General features: G+C 58.9%; 4 protein-coding genes, 1 pseudogene and 2 riboswitches. Of the genes and pseudogenes, 3 read left to right on the top strand and 2 right to left on the bottom strand.

What is annotated here, in order from left to right; translation table 11 throughout:
• On the bottom strand, positions 1-875 hold an 875-nt coding region (locus ACIQ47_RS14230), incomplete at its 3' end, for a PDDEXK nuclease domain-containing protein (RefSeq protein ID WP_396438731.1).
• 100 nt (positions 876-975) lie between these two features.
• Entirely contained in the window at positions 976-3,441 is a 2,466-nt protein-coding gene (locus ACIQ47_RS14225) for an N-6 DNA methylase (protein WP_396438730.1), read from the bottom strand.
• A gap of 133 nt (positions 3,442-3,574) precedes the next feature.
• Positions 3,575-3,690: riboswitch (glycine riboswitch) on the top strand.
• A gap of 10 nt (positions 3,691-3,700) precedes the next feature.
• Positions 3,701-3,832: riboswitch (glycine riboswitch) on the top strand.
• Between the two features lie 44 nt (positions 3,833-3,876).
• Here ACIQ47_RS14225 and gcvT point away from each other — a divergent pair.
• The 3 genes and pseudogenes from gcvT to ACIQ47_RS14210 form a co-directional block, all read left to right on the top strand.
• Positions 3,877-5,004: a glycine cleavage system aminomethyltransferase GcvT gene (gene gcvT, locus ACIQ47_RS14220; protein WP_396438729.1), complete on the top strand. Its 1,128-nt coding sequence runs from the start codon at positions 3,877-3,879 to the stop codon at positions 5,002-5,004.
• Between the two features lie 116 nt (positions 5,005-5,120).
• Positions 5,121-5,486 (top strand): glycine cleavage system protein GcvH, encoded by a 366-nt coding sequence (gene gcvH / locus ACIQ47_RS14215; RefSeq protein WP_396438728.1) that lies wholly within the window; start codon positions 5,121-5,123, stop codon positions 5,484-5,486.
• A 20-nt stretch (positions 5,487-5,506) separates the two neighbouring features.
• A pseudogene (locus tag ACIQ47_RS14210) lies at positions 5,507-5,865 on the top strand (glycine dehydrogenase (aminomethyl-transferring)); the annotation flags it as partial.

The following is a 5,865-nucleotide window of genomic DNA, read 5'->3' as shown; positions in this document are numbered from 1 at the left end:
TCCAAGCCAAGCTTGGCCTTGAGCTCGGGTGGATGAAGCCTGCGCTTTTTTGTTTCAGTCATTGGTAACCCATTTCTTTGGACAGTGTCCCACTTAAACACCTGTCCCAAATTCGGGGTCCACTTCAAGCAGCGCAGGATGCGGTGGTAAAAAACCAGGTCCACGCGGTAGTGGGTGCCGCCCACGTTGATGCGGTATTGCCGCCCCACAAAGGTAAAGCCTTTGCCCAGCTCCAGCATGAAGGGCTGCAGGTGGTCGCACAGCAGGGTCTCCAACTGGGTTTCCGAGACTTGGTGCGGCTCGGGGATCTTCAAAAACTCGAACACATAGGGCTCGCGCAGCAGATCGGCGGGTTGTTCGACGACTTGCCCCGTCTGGGCCAGTTGCAACACGCCCGCCTTGTCTTTGCTGGCGGCCAAGCGCAAAAAAAGCTGACTGTTTTTCTGGCGTTTGAGTTCGGGCACCGACCATTGCTCGGCAATGGCTTGTTGCTCATAAAAGCTGCGCTCCAGCTCGTCGTCGAGCTTGAGCAGCTCCACATAGTGCGACCAGCTCAATTTGTGCGAAGCCTTCGCACAAATTGGGTAATACAGAAAAAACAGCCGCATGCGGTTGATGTTGCTGCGGCTGAACCCCCGGCCGTGGCGCAGGGTCAGGTCGCGGGCCAGGTCTTCGAGCAGGGCTTTGCCATAGGTGGCGCGTTGCTGCCCGGCTTGCTCAAACTCCACAATGTGCTGACCCACTTGCCAGTAGGTGTCGATCAAAACGGTGTTGACCGCTTGCGCGGCACGTGCTTGGCCTTGGCTAAAGGTGCCGGAAATTTGCGCCAGCAGTTGCTGGTAGTCCGGGGTTCCAGTGTTAGAGGTCAGTTCCATACTGCACCCTTTTGCAGTAATGCAACGCAGCGTTGCACGAACTGTCCGGTAATTCCGGATAGTTGCCGTGTGTGTAAAAAAAACGGGATCATTGAATGGTTCATGCTGAGACTCCCATCCGCTTGAGGTGCTCGCCCACCTTGGCCGACAGTGCCTCCACCTCATCAGCCAACGCAGGCAGCGGCGTGGCGTAGCGTTCGGCCAGTTCGCGGATGCGGCGGGTCAGGGTTTGGCTCACGCGGTCCAGCTCGGCAGACAGGCTGGCGTTCAGGGTGGCCAGCCATTTGTCTTGCACCACTAGTTGTTTTATTTCGGCTTCGGTCAGCGTGGCGTAGCGGTCGTAGGCTTTTTGCTCCAGCGCGGCATCGAGTGTTTTGACGGTTTTCTTGAGGGTGGCTTCTTCATCGCTCAGCTTGAGCCAGGCTTTCAGCACCGCCAGCTCGTCTGCCGCGTCCGCATCGTTGCCAATTTCCTTGATGCGGCTTTTCACTTCTTTGTCGTTGATTTTTTCAAACCCGGCAAAGGTCATGTCTTCGGCGCTGTTTTCTTCTTCCAGCTCGGCCAGTTGGGCGCTCACGGCGTCCAACTCGGCTACTTTGGCATCCAGCGCGGCTTGCTCGGCGGCGTAGTAGCGGGCAATCAGCAAGGCGCGGGGAATCAGGTCGGTTTTGTAGCGGCGTTTATTGATCACAAAGTCGTGCGCTTCGGGCCAGACCAGTTTGTTGTCTTTGTTTTTGACTTGCACCACTTCGCGCAAGGTGCGTGCGCTGGCCCAGCCGTCTTGCACCAGCAGGTACACGTCGTCTTGCATGACCTCGGCCCAGTAGTCCATGAGGTGTTGGTACACGTCATACGCGTCCACCAAGGGCACGGGCTTGAAGGTGGTCAGCAGGTCTTCGGCCAGTTGCGCCACCAATGCCTTGGGTTTGTCGCCGGGCTGGATGCCTTGCAATGCAGGCAGGTTGCGCGTTTGCCATGCGGCAAAGCTGCTGGTGGCTTGGGTGTTGAAGGCCACAAACTCGGGGTGGGCCAGCACGGCAGCCTTGACCTCGTTCATGGGTTGCTGCAGCTGGGCATAGCCTTCGCGCAGGGGCTTGAACAGCAGGTTGCGCAAACCGGGCATGACCTTCCAGTAAGCGGCCAGTGCGTCCAGGTCGCGGTTGGGAATGCCGCCTGTCATGTGGGCTTGCAAGTCTTGAATGTCTTCGGCCTCTGTGCTGTCGATGTAGCGCGGCAGGTTGAGGTTGTAGGCGTTTTTCTCGCTGGCTATTTCGTCCAGCGGCACCATGCGGGCGAAACCTGCAAGGTCTTCGAGCTTGTCAAACGCATCTACAATTTTGTGAATGTCTTGCTCGCGCAGTTTGTTTTTGTTGCCGTCTTTGATGAAGCCTTTGCTGGCGTCGATCATCATCACGCCTTTGCGGGCGTTGGCGTTTTGCTTGTCCAGCACCAGCACGCAGGCCGGAATGCCCGTGCCATAAAACAGGTTGGCTGGCAAGCCGATGATGCCTTTGAGGATGCCCGAGGTGACTAGCTTTTCGCGAATGACCGCTTCGGCATTGCCCCTGAACAGCACCCCGTGCGGCAAGATGCAGGCGGCTTTGCCGGTGCTGTTCATGCTGCGGATGATGTGCATGAGGTAGGCGTAGTCGCCCTGCTTGGGTGGCGGCACGCCCCAGCCAAAGCGCTGGTACGGGTCGCTTGCACCGCTGTCGCCAAGGGTCAAGCCTGTGCTCCACTCTTTGTCAGAAAAAGGCGGGTTGGCCACCACGTAGTCGTAAGTGCGCAGCTGTTCGCCGTCTTTGAACTTGGGCGCAGTGAGCGTGTTACCGCTCAGCACGTTGGCCGTGGGGAAGTCGTGCAAGATCATGTTCATGCGGGCCAAGCCCGCAGTGGTCACGTCTTTTTCTTGGCCTTCAAGGGTGATTTGCTTGCCCGCTTCAGCGGCCACTTTGAGCAGCAGCGATCCGGACCCGCAGGTGGGGTCATACGCGGTGGTTTTGGCGCTGGTGTTGTCTGGCCCCACGCCCAGCACCTTGGCCAAAATGCGGCTGACTTCGCTGGGGGTGTAGAACTGGCCTTTGCTTTTGCCCGAGTCTTGCGCGAAGTGGCGCATCAGGAATTCATACGCATCGCCCAAGATGTCGTCGTGGTCGGCGCGGTTTTGCGAAAAGTCCAGCTCGGGCTTTTGAAATATCGCGATCAGATTGCCCAGCCGCTCAACCATTTCCTTGCCTTCGCCCAGTTTGTTGGGGTCGTTGAAGTCCGGAAAATCACTGCGGGCCAGCTTGCTGTTGGCATCAATCAGCGGCTGGATGATCTGGGTGTTGATCTTGTCGCCAATGTCGCTCTTGCCCTTCAGCTCAATCATGTCCTTGAAGCTGGCCCCTTGGGGGATGACCACCGCCGGGGCAAAGTCGTCGCTGTCGGCGTATTTGTCGCTCACGTATTTGATGAACAGCATGAACAGAACGTAGTCCTTGTACTGGCTGGCATCCATGCCCCCGCGCAATGCGTCGCAAGAGGCCCAAAGAGAGGAATACAGGTCGGATTTTTTGATGGCCATGGTGGTGATGGAGGTCCTTGCGGCTGTCTCAATATGAATACGGATGACTTTACATGGACTTGATCGCGTGTCTGGGGTGAGATACCAACACTTTGAAAGATTTTGCAGACTGGAGTGCTGTGGTGGTTAGAATTCACCCCTGTCAGGAGAGCGCCTGACTTGCTTCCTCGTGAAACAAGTCAGGCCGCCGAAGGCGCAGGCGCTGTGACCAGCTGCTGAACGCTCAGGCAAAAGGACTGACAAAACGCTTTATCCAAAGCGTTACCTCACTGGAGAGAGGTGCCGGGACATCGATCCACGGCATCCACCGAAGGAGCAACCCGCAGAACGATCGGCTTTTGAGCTGAGGTTCCCGGCGAATCTCTCAGGTAAAGCGGACAGCGAGGGCAAGCGCCACAGCCAGTGCTGTGGTTTTTCATTGCCCTTGGAGTTTTTGTGACCGCTTCTGCCGACTTGCTCACCACCCCTTTGAATGCGCTGCACACCGAGCTGGGCGCACGCATGGTGCCTTTTGCCGGTTACAGCATGCCAGTGCAATACCCGGCAGGCTTGGTGGCCGAGCACCACCACACCCGCAATGCGGCGGGCCTGTTCGATGTCTCGCACATGGGTCAGTTGCGCCTACCGGGCCCGGATGCAGCGGCCGCCTTCGAGAGCCTGATGCCGGTGGACGTGATCGGTTTGGGCGTCCACAAACAACGCTACGGCCTGCTGCTCAATGACGAGGGCGGCATCATCGACGACCTGATGTTTGTGAACAGGGGCGAGGACATTTTTGTGATCGTCAATGGCGCCTGCAAACACGGCGATCTGGCGCACATCCAGCAACGCATCGGTAGCCGATGCACCATCGAGCCGCAATTTGACCGCGCCTTGCTCGCCCTGCAAGGCCCGCAAGCCGTCACCGCTTTGCAGCGCCTCTTGCCCGGGGTTGAGCAACTTGTGTTCATGACCGGCATGGCTGCCACCTTGGAAGGCGCTGACCTGTATATAACGCGCAGCGGCTACACCGGCGAAGACGGTTTTGAGATTTCCCTGCCCGCCCACGCGGCCGAGGCCTTTGCCCGCGCCCTGCTGGCCCAGCCCGAAGTCAAGCCAATTGGCCTGGGAGCCCGCAACTCGCTGCGCCTGGAAGCCGGGCTGTGCCTGTACGGCAACGACATCGACACCACCACCACCCCGGTTGAAGCGGGCCTGAACTGGGCCATGCAAAAGGTGCGGCGCACCGGCGGTGCCCGCGCAGGCGGCTTTCCGGGTGCCGACAAGGTGCTTGCACAACTGGATGGCACAGCGCCAGCCCAGCGTTTGCGCGTGGGCTTGGTGGGCCTGGAACGGGTGCCGGTGCGCGAGCATGTCGAGCTGCACAACGACGCTGGCCAAAAAGTGGGCGAAGTCACCAGCGGACTGCTGGCCCCCACCGCGGACCAGCCCGTGGCGCTGGCCTATGTGCAGGCAGAATACGCGGCGTCGGGCACACGTCTGAATGCCATGGTGCGCGGCAAAAGCGTGCCCATGCAAGTCAGACCCCTGCCCTTCGTGCCCAACCGCTATGTCCGTGGTTGAAGTTAATCGGTTAATTGGGGTCAGATCCCAATTAAATCCACACACGCATTCAAGGCAAACAATTGGGATCTGACCCCAATTAAATGACCACAATTAAATTCACAAGGAGCCCCCTCATGATCAAGTACACCGAAGACCACGAATGGTTGCACATTGACGGCGACACCGCTGTCGTGGGCATCACCCACCACGCGCAGGATGCGCTGGGCGATGTGGTGTTTGTTGACCTGCCCGAAGTCGGCAAAACCTTCGCGGCCAAAGAGGTTGCTGGCGTGGTCGAGTCGGTCAAGGCCGCAGCCGATGTTTACATGCCGGTGGACGGCGAGATCACCGAAGTCAATGAAGAACTGCGCGGCGACCCGTCGCTGGCCAACACCGACCCGCTGGGCAAAGGCTGGTTCTTCAAGGTCAAGCTGTCCAACCCAGCGCAGACCGATGTCCTGCTGGACGAGACCGCTTACAAAGCCTTTTCTGCAGCTTGAACGATTAACCGGAGCCACTCATGCTGATGTCCACCCTCAAGCCCTTGACCGAGCTCGAAAACCCGTCCGAATTCATCGCCCGCCACATCGGCATCAGCGGTGCCGACGAACAGCACATGCTGGGCGTGATCGGTGAGGCATCACGCAGGTCCTTGATCGAATCCATCGTGCCGCGCAGCATCGCCCGCGCCCAGGACATGGTCTTGCCCGCGCCCATCACCGAAGCGGCCGCTTTGGCAGAACTCAAGGCCCTGGCGCAAAAGAACCGCTTGCTCAAAAGCCACATCGGTCAAGGCTATTACGGCACCCACACCCCGGGCGTGATCCTGCGCAACATCCTCGAAAACCCCGCTTGGTACACCGCCTACACCCCGTACCA

The organism is Limnohabitans sp. (genome assembly GCF_044373035.1).
Lineage (GTDB): Bacteria > Pseudomonadota > Gammaproteobacteria > Burkholderiales > Burkholderiaceae_C > Limnohabitans_A.
The sequence above is the reverse complement of the archived record's forward strand: the minus strand, read 5'-3'. Positions and strand labels throughout refer to the sequence as shown.

What these genes read in the sequence shown, in the direction of transcription:
- ACIQ47_RS14225 (WP_396438730.1), bottom strand. Translation starts at nt 3,441, where the DNA reads ATGGCCATCAAAAAATCCGACCTGTATTCCTCTCTTTGGGCCTCTTGC.
- gcvH (WP_396438728.1), top strand. Translation starts at nt 5,121, where the DNA reads ATGATCAAGTACACCGAAGACCACGAATGGTTGCACATTGACGGCGAC.